This window comes from Carnobacteriaceae bacterium zg-C25, from assembly GCA_017945845.1.
Lineage (GTDB): Bacteria > Bacillota > Bacilli > Lactobacillales > Aerococcaceae > WM01.
Genome location: CP072828.1, coordinates 170,072 through 185,272 on the forward strand (window position 1 = coordinate 170,072; position 15,201 = coordinate 185,272).

Here is a 15,201-nt window from a genome sequence, read left to right on the forward strand (position 1 = left end):
GGGCGTATGACGCAGTTTAAACACATTATGGTAACGGGTGGAGCAGGATTTATCGGCTCTAACTTTGTGCATTACGTTTACAATAATTTTCCCAATATAACGATTACCGTTTTAGATAAATTAACGTATGCTGGTAATCGTGACAATTTAAAAGGATTGGATACAGAGCGTGTTCATTTAGTCGTAGGCGATATTGCAGATGCAACACTTGTAGACGAATTGGTACAACAAGTCGATGCAGTAGTGCATTATGCGGCAGAATCACATAATGATAATTCATTAAACGACCCTTCACCGTTTTTACATACTAATATTATTGGAACGTATACATTAATTGAAGCGTGTCGAAAACACAACAAGCGTTTCCACCACGTTTCAACGGATGAAGTGTATGGCGATTTACCGCTTCGAGAAGATTTAGAGTTTGGTGGCGATGGTCCGGGTGAGAAGTTTACTGCTGAAACGCCGTATAATCCGTCAAGTCCCTACTCATCAACAAAAGCGGGTTCCGATCTTTTAGTAAAAGCGTGGGTGCGTTCGTTTGGGTTACAAGCAACCATTTCAAACTGTTCAAATAACTACGGACCATATCAACACATTGAAAAATTTATTCCACGTCAAATTACGAATGTTTTATCGGGTATTCGTCCGAAATTATATGGTGAAGGGAAAAACGTTCGTGACTGGATTCATACGAATGATCATTCTAGTGCCGTATGGACAATTTTAACAAAAGGGCGTATTGGCGAAACGTATTTAATCGGTGCTGATGGCGAAGAAACGAATAAAGATGTGATTGAATTAATTTTAGAATTAATGGGTCAACCTAAAGATGCGTATGATCATGTGACAGATCGTGCGGGACATGATTTGCGTTATGCGATTGATGCTACAAAATTACGTCAAGAATTAGGCTGGGTACCGCAATTTACTGATTTTAAATCTGGCTTAGCGGATACAATTGCATGGTATCAAAACTATCCAGAATATTGGCAAAATGAAAAAGCTAAAGTAGAACAATTTTATGCAAGTAAAGGGCAGTAATCTGCTAGAAAATGAGGAAAACGATGACAGTATTAATTACTGGTGCTAACGGACAGTTAGGACAAGAATTGCAAAAATATTTAAAAGAAAAAAATATTGAATTTGTGGCAGCTGATGTGGACACGTTAGACATTACAAATGAAGTATTGGTTAATCAATACATTAGCGAATTAAAACCAAGCGTTATTTATCACTGCGCCGCGTATACGGCAGTCGATATGGCGGAGGACGAAGGTAAGGCATTATGCCGTTTAATTAATGTGGATGGCACGCGTTACTTGGCAAATGCTGCACAATTTGTAAATGCTAAATTGGTTTATATTAGTACAGATTATGTTTTTGATGGCACAAAACAAGAGGAATATACTGTAAACGACACACCAAACCCTCAAAGTGAGTATGGGTTGACGAAATTTGAAGGTGAAGAGGCCGTTCGCGATGTGGTAGAAAGCCATTACATCATTCGTACGTCATGGGTGTTTGGTCGGTTCGGTAAAAATTTTGTGTATACGATGCAAAATTTAGCGAAGGTTCGAGATACGTTGACGATTGTCAGTGATCAAGTGGGACGACCAACATGGACGCGTACGTTAGCGGAATTTATGGTGTATGTTGTTGAAAACGAATGTGAGTACGGCACGTACCATTTGTCAAATGACAACAGTTGTTCGTGGTATGAGTTTGCCAAAGAGATTTTAAAAGATGAAGCGGTAGTAGTTTTACCGGTAACGTCAGATGAATTTCCACAAAAAGCCAATCGTCCGAAACATTCCGTTATGGATTTAAGCAAAGCGAAAGCAACGGGATTTATTATTCCAACGTGGCAAGAAGCGTTAGCAAAATTTTTAAGTGAATAGAAAGTGTGTAAACCCTTGTAAGTCTTAACTTTACAAGGGTTTTATGCTACAATGAAGCGGATTACAACAAACAATAAAGAGAGATACATCATGATAAAAGATAAAATTGCGGTGCTGATTCCGTGTTATAACGAAGAGCAAACGATTGCTAAGGTGGTATCAGATTATAAACAAGCACTTCCTGAAGCAACAATTTATGTGTACGATAATAATTCAACGGATAACACGGTGAAAATTGCTCAACAAGCTGGTGCCATTGTGCGTCATGAATATCGTCAAGGTAAAGGGAATGTGATTCGTTCCATGTTTCGACAAGTGCATGCAGAATGTTACTTAATGATTGATGGTGATGATACCTATCCAGCAGAAGATGCGCGCAAGTTAGTAGATGCTGTTTTAAATGAAGGTGCGGATATGGTTGTCGGAGACCGTCTGTCTTCCACGTATTTTACTGAAAATAAGCGTCCTTTCCATAACTTTGGGAATGTATTAGTTCGTCGTTTAATTAATACAATTTTTAAATCTAATGTACAAGATATTATGACGGGGTATCGCGCATTTAGTTACGAGTTTGTCAAAACGTTCCCGGTACTATCTAAAGGATTTGAAATTGAAACAGAAATGAGTATTTTTGCGGTAGACCGTAATTTTTACATTAAAGAAATTCCGGTCAATTATCGCGACCGTCCGGAAGGTAGTGAGTCAAAATTGAACACTTTTTCAGATGGTTTTAAAGTATTGAAAACGATTGTCAGTTTATTTAAATACTACAGACCGGCGTTGTTTTTCTCATCTATTTCGTTGCTATTTTTAATTTTGGCAAGTGTCACGTTTTTTCCGATTTTCTTTGAATTTACACGAACTGGTTTCGTTGAAAAGTTGCCAACTCTCGTGATTTCTGGTGTGTTTATGGTGTTGACGCTATTGTCATTTTCTGTCGGCATTATTTTAGATACACAAAGTAAATCTGAACGACAATCCTTTGAAATATTACTCAATCAAGTTGTTCAGTCAAAAGAAAGATAGGTGAGTAAATGCAAAAAGTTACTCGACAATCTTTATTAGAATTCATCTTCAAATATCGCTATGCCATTGCGCTAATGGTAATTATCGTCGGTGTTGCGTTATCATTAAACGGATCATCCATTGGGATATGGTCCAATTACATCGGTCAAAGTGAATTAGACAACGTTTTATTAGGAACAAGTCGTGCCATTCGTTCGGATGAATGGGCGACGTTCACCCCGCTTGCTTTTTCACAAGCAGCACAGGACGTGGCGTTTCCTTACTTTAATGAAAGTGTTCGGGCAACTGCCACAGATATGTTTATCGTCTACGGTCAACCCGTCTTACACTTTGGGGCAATCTTTAGACCGGCACATATGGGATACTTATTATTTGGCTTGGAACGTGGATTATCGTTTTTCTGGGTGTTTCGTACCGTTTGGCTATTTATGAGCGTATTTGAATTAGGGTTAATTATTGCTAAACAAAATCGTAAGTTAGCCTGCCTTTTGGCCGTTTTAATGACGTTTTCACCTGTTGTTCAATGGTGGTTTGCCGTCAATGGTTTAGTTGAAATGCTCTCGACAAGTAGCATGGCTGTGGTGTTGTTTTACCACTATTTCAAAACGACGCACTATACAACACGCCTTTATTTAGCGTTAGCGTTGGCGTGGTGCGGAGGCGTCTACATCTTAACGTTCTATCCAGCTTGGCAAGTACCCGTAGCGTACGTCATGATTGCGTTAATCGTTTTCGTTATCTGGGATAACCTCAAAAATGCCGTCTGGTCGTGGAAAAAGGATACCGCGATATTACTTGGTGCCTTTATTTTAATGCTTGTATCTGTGGGGGTGGTGTTATGGCAGTCAAAAGATACACTCTCTGCCGTATTGAATACCGATTACCCCGGCAAGCGTGTTGAAACAGGGGGTCATTGGGGACACATTTTATTCGATTCACCGTTTTCAATCTTTTATACGTTAACAGGTCTGTCATGGGAGCGTGGAATGGATGTCATGTACGATTGTTTACCGCTTACCCTTGTTTTAAGTGCTTACGTTTGGAAAAAAACAAAAGATAAGTTACTTATCATATTGGCTGTACTTAATGCATTTTTCTGGGTATACATTACATTTGGATTCCCTGAAATTTTAGCTAAAGCCACATTGTTATCGTATTCGTTTGGTGTGCGAGTTGTTGCACCATTTGGTATTGTTGCGATTATGATGCTCATACGTTCATTAGCGTTAGAGTGGCAATTAAACCGAGATGAAGTGAAATGGTATAGTGCGCTGGTAGCTTCTGTTGCGATAGTACTGGCTCTTATTTTACATCACGACTATTTTGATTTGTCTGCGTTTGGTGTAGAACACTCTCTTCAAATGCTATTCATGCTTATCGCTGCGTTGATTGCTTTTGTCGTGTTGTACGTTATTTATTCATTTGTGTTACATCGTAAAATTAGCCATTTATTCATCAGTCTATCACTTACGAGTTTATTTTTTGGTGCGATGGTCAATCCCGTACGTCAAGGGACGCGTGTGATTGACGATAATGCGCTCATTAAAACAATGAAACAAATTCATAAAGAGCAACCGGGTGTGTGGGTAGTGGATGATTTGATGTATCCGTATAGCAATATTCCATTATTAGCCGGTGTACCAAGTGTGAATGTAACCAATGTGTATCCTAATGTTGACCGTTGGGCACAGTTTGATCCGCTGTCTATGTATCGTCCCATTTATAATCGTTACGCACATATTCATTTAAAAATAGACGATTCGATTGATCAAGTGGGCTTTAATTTAACGTTACCGGATAGTTTTACAGCAGTTATGAACACAACACACTTGAGAAAAATGAATGTTCGATACGTCCTGACACAACGTCAGTTGAGTGAATTGGTTCAAAATAAGGCGAGTGTACGATTGAAAGGGAATGTAAATGGATTTTCCATTTATGAATTGATTGATTAGTAGGAGGGACAATGCAAAAGAAAAATTATTTAAGTGTATTGAATGTCTTATCTAGCTTTGCGGTGATCGCTTTACATGTGAACGATAATTTTTGGCATTTTTCAAATACACGTTCATGGCACTTTGCAAATTTGATTGAGTCGGTATTTTATTTTGCCGTTCCTATATTTTTTATGATTTCAGGAGCGACATTATTAAATTATCAAGAAAAGTATTCGACAAAAGTATTTTTAAAAAAACGTGTTATGAGAACGATGATTCCGTTTGTTGCATGGAGTAGTTTAGCGTGGTTTTTCATAAGATTGAATATGCCACAACGCTTTGAAGGACAGACCATTAAACAGTGGATTAATGGGTTTTTATTATCAGAATACAATCAGTTTTTTTGGTATTTTCCTGTCTTGTTTTCGGTATATTTAAGTATTCCGCTATTTGCAAGTATCGATGCATCAAAACGTAAACAAACGTTCGAGTATTTGTTGTTGAGCACGTTTATATTCAATGTTTTATCGGAGTTTATTTATAAATTGACGAATATTGCTGTATCAAATTTTCCAGTTGTAGCCATGTCAGGGTATTTGTTTTTTGTCGTAGCAGGGTTTTATATTGCGCACTATCCGATTGAAAAAATAAAAAGATTGATGATATATGCTTTAGGCGCTGTTGGTTTATTGATTCATTTTTATGGGACGTATAAGCTATCTGTTGATGCCAATACACTTATCATGAACGTTAAAGGGTATATCAATTTACCGTCTGTTTTATATGCTGTAGCGATATTTACAGCCATTCGTTATGCAAAGATACCATCTGCAATTGTAAAAGTTACGCAATTATTTGAAAAGCAAACGTTTGGTATTTATTTAATCCATTGGTTTGTATTGCGCCTGTTATATATCAATCATATTACGATGGCATCTCTTTTTGAAAAAGTGATTTGGACAATTACGGTATTTCTAGTATCATGGCTAATCGTTTTTATCATTCAAAAAATTCCTGTATTAAAGAAAATTGTGTAATTTTGAAAAGTATTGGATAAGTTTATGAAGATTTTTCACGAAAATATTATAAAAAAATAAATGGTTTTCAGAAAATTAGATGTGCATGAGTAGCCAATACGGCTAAAATTTGATAAAATAGGAAACGTTAAAAAAGTAACAAAGTTACGAAAATTTAGGAGGATTCTTATGAGTCGTTTAGTAAGCATGACAAACATGTTACAACAAGCTAAAGAAGGAAAATATGCAGTTGGTCAATTCAACATTAACAACTTAGAGTGGACACAAGCTGTTTTAACTGCTGCACAAGAAGCAAAATCACCAATTATTTTAGGTGTTTCTGAAGGTGCTGGTAAATATATGGGTGGTGCTAAAGTTGTTTCAGCTATGGTAAATGCATTATTAGAAACAATGGACATTACTGTTCCTGTAGCATTACACTTAGACCACGGTTCATCAGTAGAAGTATGTAAAGAATATATCGATGCAGGTTTCTCATCAGTAATGTACGACCACTCACACTATCCAATCGATGAAAACATCGCTTTAACAAAAGAAGTAGTTGCTTACGCTCACGCTAAAGGAGCATCTGTAGAAGCAGAAGTTGGTACTGTTGGTGGAGAAGAAGACGGTGTTATCGGTGGTGTACAATACGCTGACTTAGAAGAGTGCAAACGCATGGTTTCTGAAGCAGGTATCGACGCTTTAGCAGCGGCTTTAGGTTCAGTTCACGGAACATATGCAGGTGAGCCTGTATTAGGTTTTGATGAAATGTTAGCTATTTCAGAAGCTACAAACGCACCATTAGTATTACACGGTGGTTCAGGTATTCCAGAATACCAAATCAAAAAAGCAATTGAACGTGGACATGCTAAAATTAACGTAAACACAGAGTTGCAACAACAATGGACTGCTGCAGTTCGTGAAAAATTAGCAACTGATGCTAAAGTTTACGACCCACGTAAAGTCATCAAACCAGGTTTTGATGCAATCGTGAAAACAACTAAAGAAATCATGGACATCTTTGGTTCAACAAACAAAGCCTAACAAAAAAGACCTTCGGGTCTTTTTTTGTGCATAAAAATATGTGATATTAAATAAGGTTGATGGCACAATCCATCAACCTTAAAAATTATGTACCAATAAATAGATTTCTTTTTTGTGTGTGACACATACGAAATATGAAAGAAGCAACACAGGTGTCGCACAGGGATATCATAAATTAGTATCAATAAAATATAAAACCGTTGTCATTAGTTTATTGAGTTAACGGTAAATTTTTCGTAATGTCTTTGCCATAGCGATTGCTAAAATGGCTTTTATGAAATCACCCATTAAAAATGGAGTGGTCGTTAATGTAATGACGTCTAATAATGTTTTAGACGGTAACATGTGATGAAAGTAGAGAGTGCCACAAATATAAATCACTAATGTTCCAATACTAACAGAAACGATAGAACGTATCGTTGTTGGGCAATTTGTCGTCAGTAGCGAAATAACCGTAGCGGAAATCACAAAACCAATTACAAAGCCAAATGTTAAGGACGCATACGCCATGGAAAAAATGCATTGTAATAGTAAACTAATTAACGTGCTTAAAAATGCTAACTTTGGACGTAACAGAAGCCCGATGACCAATACAAAAAATATTTGCGTTGTTACGGGAACAGGTCCAATGGGTAATTTGAAAAAACTACTTAAAAATAAGAGAACACTAAAAAGTGCTGTGATGGTCATGTCTTTTGTTTTCATAAAGCTCCAGTTATAGACGAATTGAGACTTCGCCATGTTGTAATGTTAATCTATCGTTGGTGTCGGTTTGGACAATTAAATGGCCGTCATCGTTAATATCAATGGCAACACCTTGTATACTGTGTGTTGGATAGTGTATGGTAATCGGCTGATGTAAGACAATCGATTGTTCTTTGTATGTACGCATAAATGAGGTGTCGGGTAAACGATCCAACAAATCGAATACATTTTGTACAATTTCAATGGCTAAAGCGTTCATATCAACCGAATCATTCGTCAAATAACCGATAATGGATTGTAATTCATCGGGTACACTTGCCGGTTTAGTCACATTGACGCCCATACCGATAATGACTTTATCGACTTGCCCAGCTTCCATGCTAAATATCGCTTCGGTCAAAATGCCCGCGACTTTTTTATTATTTAAAAATAAATCGTTAACCCATTTAATGCCGACAGTAATGCCGAGTTGTGTTTGAATGGCGTTATGAAGAGCCGCTGCAACTAATGGGGTAATCAGTTGCAAATGCTGTTGTATGCGTTTTGCTGGATAAAGTACACTAATATATAATCCACTGCCTAATGGAGAATAAAACGAACGGCCATATCTTCCTCGCCCAGCCGATTGTGCATTTGCAACAAAAACACCGCGATGAGAAAGTGTATCGGCATGTAATTTAGCTTGTGTGTTTGTTGAGTCAATCGTATCGTACACAAAAACAGGATCGTTTAAAAATGCACTTTCAATGCGCGTTGCGTTTAGCGTTTGTGGTTGATGGTGCAATTGGTAGCCTGTTGGTGTACTTTCAATCGTAAAGCCGTCCTTAATTAGTGATTGAATCGCTTTCCACACCGCATTTCGCGAAAGGTTTAATTGCTTGGCAAGTTGTGCACCAGATAAAACAGATGTGTGTTGTAAAGCGTGTAAAACATGTGCTTTTGTCGACATAGTCCCTCCTAAGATGAGCGTATCGTAACATAGTTTGGTTACATCGTCAACCTTTAACGAAAACGGGTGACGTAAAAGTGGGTGACGTCCAAACAACTGAAAGCAAACAAATACATTTCACTCTAACAGGTTTATGGTATAATAGGCGTATTACATGAAAGTTATTGGAGAGAATATGGAACGAATTATTGTTAAAGGTGGTCAAAAATTACAAGGTCGAGTAAAAGTGGAAGGTGCAAAAAATGCCGTTTTACCGATTTTGGCAGCAAGTATTTTGGCGCAGACGGGTAAAATGAATTTAGCAAACGTCCCTGTTTTATCAGATGTCCACTTGATGAATGACGTATTGCGCGCAATAAATATTGAGATTGCCTTTGATGAAAGTACAAATACAATGGAGATTGATGCGACAAAAGATATCGCTACAGTGGCTCCGTTTGAATATGTGAGCAAAATGCGTGCGTCAATTGTTGTTATGGGTCCGATTTTAGCGCGTAAAGGGTATGCTAAAGTATCCATGCCAGGAGGGTGTGCCATTGGTACACGACCAATTGATTTGCATTTAAAAGGTTTAGAGGCGTTAGGTGCTGAAATTACATTAGATGCAGGATTTGTTGAAGCGCGTGCTGAAAAATTAAAAGGTGCTAAAATTTATTTAGATTTCCCAAGTGTTGGTGCAACACAAAACATTATGATGGCAGCCACATTGGCTGAAGGGACATCCGTTATTGAAAATGCTGCACGTGAACCAGAAATTGTCGATTTAGCGATTGTCTTAAACAAAATGGGTGCACGTATTTACGGAGCAGGAACGGATACAATTCGTATCGAAGGTGTTGAAGCGTTGACTGGTGCATCGCACTACATTATCCCGGACCGTATTGAAACGGGTACGTTTATGGTGGCGGCAGCGATTACAGGTGGCGATATTTTTATTGAAGATGCCATGATGAGCCATAATAAACCGCTAATTTCTAAATTACAAGAAATGGGTGTTCTGTTTGAAGAAAAACAGTGGGGAATTCAAGTTAAAGGTCCTCAAACACTAAAAGGTACAAGTGTTAAAACGATGCCACACCCGGGTTTTCCAACCGATATGCAAGCGCAAATGACAATAGCGCAACTATTGTCGAATAAAGAAACATCAATGAGTGAAACCGTATTTGAAAACCGCTTCATGCATTTTGAAGAATTGCGTCGAATGAATGCTGACTTTTCGATTGATGGCAATACCGTATTTATGCGCCCATCACATACATTACAAGGTGCAACAGTTGCAGCAAGTGACTTGCGTGCAGCCGCCGCATTAGTATTAGCTGGATTACGTGCCAACGGATATACACAAGTCGTTAAATTAGACTATTTAGATCGCGGTTATTATCAATTCCATGAGAAATTAAAAGCACTTGGCGCTAATATCGTCCGTGTGAAAAATGAACTAACACGTGATGAGTTAAATCAGTTATTTGTTTAGAAAGGGGATTACCTATGTCTAAAGAGGAAGGATCATTTCAAGTTGTAAAATCTGCACGATTTACATTTATTGAAAACAATGTGCTTAAAGTGTTGTTTTATATCGTCTTAATATTAGCTATGGCGCTAGTGTGTTTTGTCGTCGGAATGATGATTGGTTATTCTGTTTTAGGCGACGGTAACGCATTCGATGTTTTAGACTGGAAAACATGGGAATACATTTTAAAATTTTTAAAATAAATGATGTGTTGAAAACTGCAGACACTAATAGCCGTTGGGATATTTCCCAACGGCTATGTGCTTTTAAAAATAAGGCATACATCATATAGACAGTTTTGGTGTGGCATAAAAAGCGTTCTACATTTGATTGAACGTATAACGATTAAATAACAAATTAGGGTTGATGGCATAAGCCGTACAACTTAACGTCTGGTACGAAAAAAGACTGTTGACAGTTTAAGTTGTCAACAGTCTAAGGGGTGATGGCTTATGCCATCAACCCTATTGAATAAATGATTTAATTGTTAGTCATCAATCGTTTTAAAGGATTGACAATTGCTGGTACAACAACTGCAGCAATAAGTACCTCAAACAATGTATTTGTTGTCACCAATGATAAAATAAAGGTTAATACAGGATCCCCGACACCACCACTTAAATGTAAAGTGTCTGCTAAAAATGAGTAACCAAATGTATACATGGCACCAAGCACCAAAATCGTATTTGTTAATGTACCAACGACACCAGCAATACCGGCACTAATATGTTGATTTAAGCGTTTTTTTAATAAGACGAATGTTGCGCCAGCGACTAGACCGACTAAAATACGTGGCACTACAGAAATTAAAGGATTGTAAAATAGTGGGTTTAAAATACCTGCAGATGCATAAGCGTAAGCAAGTGAGGAAATTCCCCATACACCACCAATAATCGCACCTTTTTTCCAGCCTAACAATGTAGCGGCAATAATAACTGTCACGTGAATAATGGTAATGTCGACAAAGCCGAAACGAATATAACCTAAATAAGGTGTAAATGTTTGTAAAATAACTAATGCTGTAAATACGCCTAAAATTGTTAAATCGCGTACCGATATTTTTTTATTGTTCATAAATAACTCCTTACTGTTTTTGCGAGACAACTAAATCAATAATATGTTCTGCTAAATGACGGTTGCGCACTAATAGTGGACCGTGGAAATAGCTACAAAATACATTTTTATAGCGTGCCCCTTCTGTTTTATCTTCATTATTATTACCATAACCAGAAATAACTTTACCTAATGGTTGCATGCCGTCTTGTAAAAATGTTCGACCGTTATGGTTTTCATATCCGACATAAGTCATGCCGGTTTCTTCATCTAAAATTTCAATATCACCAATATAGCGATTGTTGTCCTGTGATAAGGTGTAATGGTTTAATGCACCAATACCTTGAATTTTTTCGCCGTTTGCACCAATGTAGTAGTGACCCAATAATTGAAATCCACCACAAATGGCAACAACTACACCATTGTTTTCAATGAATTGAATTAAATGGTCACGTTTTTCTTGAATATCACGTGACACGATGAGTTGCTCATAATCTTGACCACCGCCACAAAAAACCAAATCAAATTGATTAGGATCAAACGGTTCGTCCAATGAGACAATCGTTGTTTCGACGTTGTAACCTTGATGTTTAGCGCAATGTTGCAACATTAATAAATTTCCGTTATCTCCATACGTGTTTAATAAGTTACCGTATAGATGGCAAATGCGAATGGTTTTTGTCATTAGTTCATTTCTCCTTTCACATAGCCTTCAGAAAGTAGTGCTTTGCGAATAGATAGCATAGCGGTATAAGTTGCTAAAACATAGACCTGTTTTGTCGGTGCATTTTTAATAAAGGTTAGCACATCTTGAATGGAACGTGCGTGGATAATGTCTTTAGGATCAAATCCAGCCACTTCTAAACGTACCGCCATTTCATTTAAGCGTGCTCCGCCAGCTCCGATTTGTTGAATATTGAGTTGTGTTAAATCTTCAAATTGACCGTCCCAAATCCAACTCACATCTTGTCCGTCAGCGTAATTATCGTTTAAAACGGCGATAACAGAACATGGTGTATCTTGTAATTTCAATAAGTCTAATACTTGATTTAAACCAACTGGATTTTTAATCAAATTGATGAGAACGTGTTTATCTTCAACATGTACAATTTCTTGTCGGCCAAATACGCGTGGCATTTTAGAAAAACTTTCCGCAATAGCTTGTGGTGCTAATCCGAATTCACGAGCAACGCTATATGCCGCTAAAGCGTTGTAAATGTTATATAATCCAGCAACGGGTAAATCAAAATCGACATGATCAATTTGAAATTGAGAACGTTCAAGTGATAGTTTTTGTAAAGCCGTTACAGCGTGTTTTAAATCGGGACGTTTAAAGGCGCAATGTGGGCAATAGTATTTGCCTAAATTGGCATAGACGTTATGTTTGTAACGAATAATTTTTTGGCAATGCGGACATAAAATGCCGTCTGTATTGTAGTGTGCCGCTAAATCGCCATCATCGACATGATCAAACCCAAAATACACTTGTTTATTCGGTAACGTCACACTATTGAAAATGGGAGCATCTCCATTGGCAATAACCGTTGCATTAGGCGCTAAGCGAATACCGTCTAAAATTTTTTGATAAATAGTGTAAATTTCACCAAATCGATCCATTTGATCACGGAAAATATTGGTTGTGACGATAGCTTTAGGGTTTAATGCTTCAACCATGTATTGCAAATACGCTTCGTCAATTTCAAGAACAGCTAACGGTTTTTCGTTTTTTGTTGTGCGATGACCTAAAAAAGCAGATGTAATCCCTTGTGTCATATTTGAACCGGTTGAATTTGTTAACACATTTGGATTAATTTGTTTTAACGCTTGTACGGTTAAAGCAGTTGTCAACGTTTTACCGTTTGTCCCCGTAATAATGACCGTTTTATAATTTTTAGCTAACGTACGTAAAGCGTTTTCGTCAATTTGTAAAGCAATTTTACCGGGCAAACTTCCACCATTACGTTTGAGTAATTTTAAAGCGGCTAAACAACTTTTTCCTGCCCAAATAGCTAAATGACTTTTAATAGACATTATGTTCTCCTTACTTTGTAAGATTCTTTGCTATTATAACACAAAAAGCGAATCATCGCTTTCGTTTTAAAGAAATTTAAAATTCTCTCAACAAGATATCATTTGTCGTTAATCTAGGTTTAGGGTAAAATGTGAACAGAGTCGTGTGGAGGTTTTTATGACAAAATTACTTCAGAAACATCAACAAGATGACATTGATAAAAATGTTGCAGTGCAAATGATTTCGGGTGTGTAATATGAAAAAAAGAGATATTTTAGCCAGTATTATTCTTATTTTAACGATTATGACGGGTGCCATTTTTATGACCATGGTGTTTAAACCGTTATTTACATGGCAACTACAAGCAATTGACACACAATACTTACTTGGATTAACACACGATCAAGTCGTGCATAATTATGATGAACTATTAAATTATTTGTTAAATCCATTCGTATCCGTATTGAAAATGAGCGACATTCCAACGTCCCCAAGTGGCGCGTTTCATTTTTACGAAGTGAAAAATTTATTTTTATTGAATAACGTTGTTTTTTTAGGTGGTGTTGTCGCATCGATAGGCGCATTGCGTTATATCGCCAAACAACAGCGCTGGCAAGTGTTCGCCCAAATTGGAAAAATCATTACCTTTTTACCAGTAGCGGTAGTGATCCTTATTGCGACAAGTTTTAATTATTGGTTTGTTGTTTTTCATCAAGTGGCATTTGGCAACAACGATTGGTTGTTTGATCCGTCAACAGACCCGATTATTCACGTATTACCAGAATCGTTTTTCTTGAGTTGTGCCGTATTGATTTTTGCGATTATGGAATTGTGTTTTATCGTGTGGTGGCAATATGCCCGTTATGAAGAAAAACAGTTGTACCGTTAAAAATGTAGATTGATGAAAATAAACGGCTACATCATTTTTAAGGTTGATGGCAAACTTTATTTAACCTAGCAAAAAATAACCGGATTGCTGAAATAAGCAGTCCGGTTATTTGTCTGTTGTTTGATAAAGGTATAGGCAAAATCTATACCCAGTATAAAAAAGCAATATTGTGAAAAAATTAACATAAGGTGTATAGTATAAGTGTAAATTCAAATGTTACTAGAGCGCTCGTAACGTTTGAATGAGTAGTGAAATATTTTGTGAATAAGGATAATTTTGTCTATACGCCACACCAATGGGAATGTGGATAGAATCATTTTCTATCGGAATCCATTTTAAATCATTGTTGTTGTAATAGTCTTGATATTCTTTTGCCATTAAGCAAACACTATTTAACTGATTGACACTCGATAATAAAACTTCCCAGTTGTCATCGGTATAAATAATTTTTGGTGTAAACTGACATTCTTTGGCACGTTTTTTTAAATAGCGACCTAAAATAAAGCGTTGTGAAAAAGATGAAAACTGTTCATTTTTTAAATCATTAAAGGATAAGCTATTATTTTTAGCAATAGGGTGATTCGCTGGAGCAACGATACAAGGTGTATAACCACGCTCACTTTTAAAAGGATCGATGGTAATGCTATCTTCATATTTTGGGAACGATAAAATGCCAATATCAATTTCACCACTAGCCAACTGTGCTTGTAAATTTTTTGATCCCCCTTGTGTTAACGTTAAGTCAACGTTAGGGTGATCTAACATAAATTTTGAAAAAACAGGCATAAATTGCATGGCGAATAAAGTGGGTAGACCTACAGTGATTTTTTCATGGTCGATATGCTGAAATTGTTGCATATCCAGTGTCAATTGCTGAAATTCTTCTACAAGTGTTTTACTACGCTGATACAAAAATTGGCCCGCTTGGGTAAGCACAATTTTATTATTTTGAAAATGGAACAGTTTAGTGTTGCATTCCGATTCCAATTTTTTCATGGCTGCAGATAATGTTGGTTGTGTCAAAAATAAATTACGCGATGCTTTTGAAAAACCACCAGATTCAAAAATTTCAATAAAGTAGTGTAATTGTTTAATATCCATGAGGTCTCCTTTAAAAAATAGGCATTTTTATTCACATTGTATGTGAAAATAATAAC

At 36.9% G+C, this 15,201-nt stretch carries 15 protein-coding genes; 9 read left to right on the forward strand and 6 right to left on the reverse strand.

Annotation, left to right across the window (positions count from 1 at the left end):
• Positions 1-6 precede the first annotated feature (6 nt).
• From rfbB to fba, 6 genes are all read left to right on the forward strand, one after another.
• Complete coding sequence (gene rfbB / locus J7S27_00880; protein ID QTU83111.1) at positions 7-1,044, forward strand: dTDP-glucose 4,6-dehydratase; 1,038 nt, start codon at positions 7-9, stop codon at positions 1,042-1,044.
• 11 nt (positions 1,045-1,055) lie between these two features.
• Positions 1,056-1,901 carry a dTDP-4-dehydrorhamnose reductase gene (rfbD, locus tag J7S27_00885; protein QTU83112.1) on the forward strand — a complete coding sequence of 282 codons (846 nt, stop codon included), beginning with the start codon at positions 1,056-1,058 and terminating at the stop codon, positions 1,899-1,901.
• A gap of 90 nt (positions 1,902-1,991) precedes the next feature.
• Positions 1,992-2,927: a glycosyltransferase gene (locus J7S27_00890; protein ID QTU83113.1), complete on the forward strand. Its 936-nt coding sequence runs from the start codon at positions 1,992-1,994 to the stop codon at positions 2,925-2,927.
• A gap of 8 nt (positions 2,928-2,935) precedes the next feature.
• Entirely contained in the window at positions 2,936-4,882 is a 1,947-nt protein-coding gene (locus tag J7S27_00895) for a hypothetical protein (GenBank protein QTU83114.1), read from the forward strand.
• An 11-nt stretch (positions 4,883-4,893) separates the two neighbouring features.
• Positions 4,894-5,901, forward strand: a complete 1,008-nt coding sequence (locus J7S27_00900; protein QTU83115.1) for an acyltransferase family protein — start codon at positions 4,894-4,896, stop codon at positions 5,899-5,901.
• Between the two features lie 168 nt (positions 5,902-6,069).
• Positions 6,070-6,927 (forward strand): class II fructose-1,6-bisphosphate aldolase, encoded by an 858-nt coding sequence (gene fba, locus J7S27_00905; protein ID QTU83116.1) that lies wholly within the window; start codon positions 6,070-6,072, stop codon positions 6,925-6,927.
• Positions 6,928-7,146: 219 nt separating this feature from the next.
• On the opposite strand, the gene J7S27_00910 is transcribed toward fba, so the two are convergent.
• Positions 7,147-7,632, reverse strand: a complete 486-nt coding sequence (locus J7S27_00910) for a biotin transporter BioY (GenBank protein ID QTU83117.1) — start codon at positions 7,630-7,632, stop codon at positions 7,147-7,149.
• A 10-nt stretch (positions 7,633-7,642) separates the two neighbouring features.
• The gene (locus tag J7S27_00915; protein ID QTU83118.1) at positions 7,643-8,581 is read right to left on the reverse strand and encodes a biotin--[acetyl-CoA-carboxylase] ligase; all 939 of its coding nucleotides are present in this window, start codon (positions 8,579-8,581) and stop codon (positions 7,643-7,645) included.
• 175 nt (positions 8,582-8,756) lie between these two features.
• Between J7S27_00915 and murA the strand changes: the two genes are divergently transcribed.
• Positions 8,757-10,055, forward strand: a complete 1,299-nt coding sequence (murA, locus tag J7S27_00920; GenBank protein QTU83119.1) for a UDP-N-acetylglucosamine 1-carboxyvinyltransferase — start codon at positions 8,757-8,759, stop codon at positions 10,053-10,055.
• A gap of 14 nt (positions 10,056-10,069) precedes the next feature.
• Positions 10,070-10,294: a DNA-directed RNA polymerase subunit beta gene (locus J7S27_00925; protein QTU83120.1), complete on the forward strand. Its 225-nt coding sequence runs from the start codon at positions 10,070-10,072 to the stop codon at positions 10,292-10,294.
• 277 nt (positions 10,295-10,571) lie between these two features.
• Here J7S27_00925 and J7S27_00930 read toward each other — a convergent pair whose 3' ends face one another.
• From J7S27_00930 to J7S27_00940, 3 genes are read right to left on the reverse strand one after another with little or no spacing between them, the layout of a single operon-like run.
• On the reverse strand, positions 10,572-11,165 hold the full coding sequence (locus tag J7S27_00930; GenBank protein QTU83121.1) for an ECF transporter S component: 594 nt from the start codon (positions 11,163-11,165) through the stop codon (positions 10,572-10,574).
• Between the two features lie 10 nt (positions 11,166-11,175).
• Positions 11,176-11,829 carry an adenosylcobyric acid synthase gene (locus J7S27_00935; GenBank protein ID QTU83122.1) on the reverse strand — a complete coding sequence of 218 codons (654 nt, stop codon included), beginning with the start codon at positions 11,827-11,829 and terminating at the stop codon, positions 11,176-11,178.
• Positions 11,829-13,175: a Mur ligase family protein gene (locus J7S27_00940; protein ID QTU83123.1), complete on the reverse strand. Its 1,347-nt coding sequence runs from the start codon at positions 13,173-13,175 to the stop codon at positions 11,829-11,831. The genes J7S27_00935 and J7S27_00940 overlap by 1 nt, the downstream gene beginning before the upstream one ends.
• Before the next feature lie 236 nt (positions 13,176-13,411).
• Between J7S27_00940 and J7S27_00945 the strand changes: the two genes are divergently transcribed.
• Positions 13,412-14,044, forward strand: coding sequence for a TIGR01906 family membrane protein (locus tag J7S27_00945; protein QTU83124.1), 633 nt, complete (start codon positions 13,412-13,414; stop codon positions 14,042-14,044).
• 219 nt (positions 14,045-14,263) lie between these two features.
• On the opposite strand, the gene J7S27_00950 is transcribed toward J7S27_00945, so the two are convergent.
• Positions 14,264-15,145 carry a LysR family transcriptional regulator gene (locus J7S27_00950; protein ID QTU83125.1) on the reverse strand — a complete coding sequence of 294 codons (882 nt, stop codon included), beginning with the start codon at positions 15,143-15,145 and terminating at the stop codon, positions 14,264-14,266.
• Between the last annotated feature and the right edge of the window lie 56 nt (positions 15,146-15,201).

Excerpts from the sequence above, each read along its gene's own strand:
- J7S27_00910 (QTU83117.1), bottom strand. The coding sequence starts at position 7,632 with ATGAAAACAAAAGACATGACCATCACAGCACTTTTTAGTGTTCTCTTA.
- J7S27_00895 (QTU83114.1), top strand. The coding sequence starts at position 2,936 with ATGCAAAAAGTTACTCGACAATCTTTATTAGAATTCATCTTCAAATAT.
- J7S27_00925 (QTU83120.1), top strand. The coding sequence starts at position 10,070 with ATGTCTAAAGAGGAAGGATCATTTCAAGTTGTAAAATCTGCACGATTT.
- J7S27_00945 (QTU83124.1), top strand. The coding sequence starts at position 13,412 with ATGAAAAAAAGAGATATTTTAGCCAGTATTATTCTTATTTTAACGATT.
- J7S27_00950 (QTU83125.1), bottom strand. The coding sequence starts at position 15,145 with ATGGATATTAAACAATTACACTACTTTATTGAAATTTTTGAATCTGGT.
- rfbD (QTU83112.1), top strand. The coding sequence starts at position 1,056 with ATGAGGAAAACGATGACAGTATTAATTACTGGTGCTAACGGACAGTTA.
- J7S27_00915 (QTU83118.1), bottom strand. The coding sequence starts at position 8,581 with ATGTCGACAAAAGCACATGTTTTACACGCTTTACAACACACATCTGTT.
- J7S27_00930 (QTU83121.1), bottom strand. The coding sequence starts at position 11,165 with ATGAACAATAAAAAAATATCGGTACGCGATTTAACAATTTTAGGCGTA.
- J7S27_00900 (QTU83115.1), top strand. The coding sequence starts at position 4,894 with ATGCAAAAGAAAAATTATTTAAGTGTATTGAATGTCTTATCTAGCTTT.
- murA (QTU83119.1), top strand. The coding sequence starts at position 8,757 with ATGGAACGAATTATTGTTAAAGGTGGTCAAAAATTACAAGGTCGAGTA.
- fba (QTU83116.1), top strand. The coding sequence starts at position 6,070 with ATGAGTCGTTTAGTAAGCATGACAAACATGTTACAACAAGCTAAAGAA.
- J7S27_00890 (QTU83113.1), top strand. The coding sequence starts at position 1,992 with ATGATAAAAGATAAAATTGCGGTGCTGATTCCGTGTTATAACGAAGAG.
- J7S27_00940 (QTU83123.1), bottom strand. The coding sequence starts at position 13,175 with ATGTCTATTAAAAGTCATTTAGCTATTTGGGCAGGAAAAAGTTGTTTA.
- J7S27_00935 (QTU83122.1), bottom strand. The coding sequence starts at position 11,829 with ATGACAAAAACCATTCGCATTTGCCATCTATACGGTAACTTATTAAAC.
- rfbB (QTU83111.1), top strand. The coding sequence starts at position 7 with ATGACGCAGTTTAAACACATTATGGTAACGGGTGGAGCAGGATTTATC.